This is a genomic window from Vibrio sp. 10N.261.46.A3 (assembly GCF_041472995.1).
GTDB lineage: Bacteria > Pseudomonadota > Gammaproteobacteria > Enterobacterales > Vibrionaceae > Vibrio > Vibrio coralliirubri.
Genome location: NZ_JBFRRH010000211.1, coordinates 1 through 289, shown reverse-complemented (window position 1 = coordinate 289; position 289 = coordinate 1). Strand labels below are relative to the sequence as shown.

Below are 289 nucleotides of genomic sequence, written 5' to 3'. Positions count from 1 at the left end.
CTACCTTGAAAAACACCGCTTCTCATCAATGATGTGGAGCTGAGTATTCCTCAAGGCACGCCCGCTGCCTACCTGGCAGAACTCATTGGAGCGTTGTCATGAAACGCATGCTCAGCGCACCAGAGATTTATCTATATCGTGAGAGTGTCGACTTTAGGAAGTCCATCAATGGCCTCGCAGCGATTATCGAAAGTGACACCGACTTACCTCTAGGAAGTGGTGCACTGTTCCTGTTCACCAATAAACAGCGTGACAAAATCAAAGTATTATACTGGGATAAAACTGGCTT

At 46.7% G+C, this 289-nt stretch carries 1 protein-coding gene and 1 pseudogene; both read left to right on the top strand.

Going from position 1 to position 289, the window contains the following annotated elements; genetic code table 11:
- Positions 1-18 precede the first annotated feature (18 nt).
- Positions 19-102 (top strand): annotated as a pseudogene (locus AB4484_RS26725) (IS66 family insertion sequence element accessory protein TnpB); the annotation flags it as partial.
- Positions 99-289, top strand: a 191-nt coding sequence (gene tnpB, locus AB4484_RS26720) for an IS66 family insertion sequence element accessory protein TnpB (protein WP_372081057.1), incomplete at its 3' end; no start/stop codon positions are given. The pseudogene AB4484_RS26725 and the gene tnpB, both read left to right, overlap by 4 nt.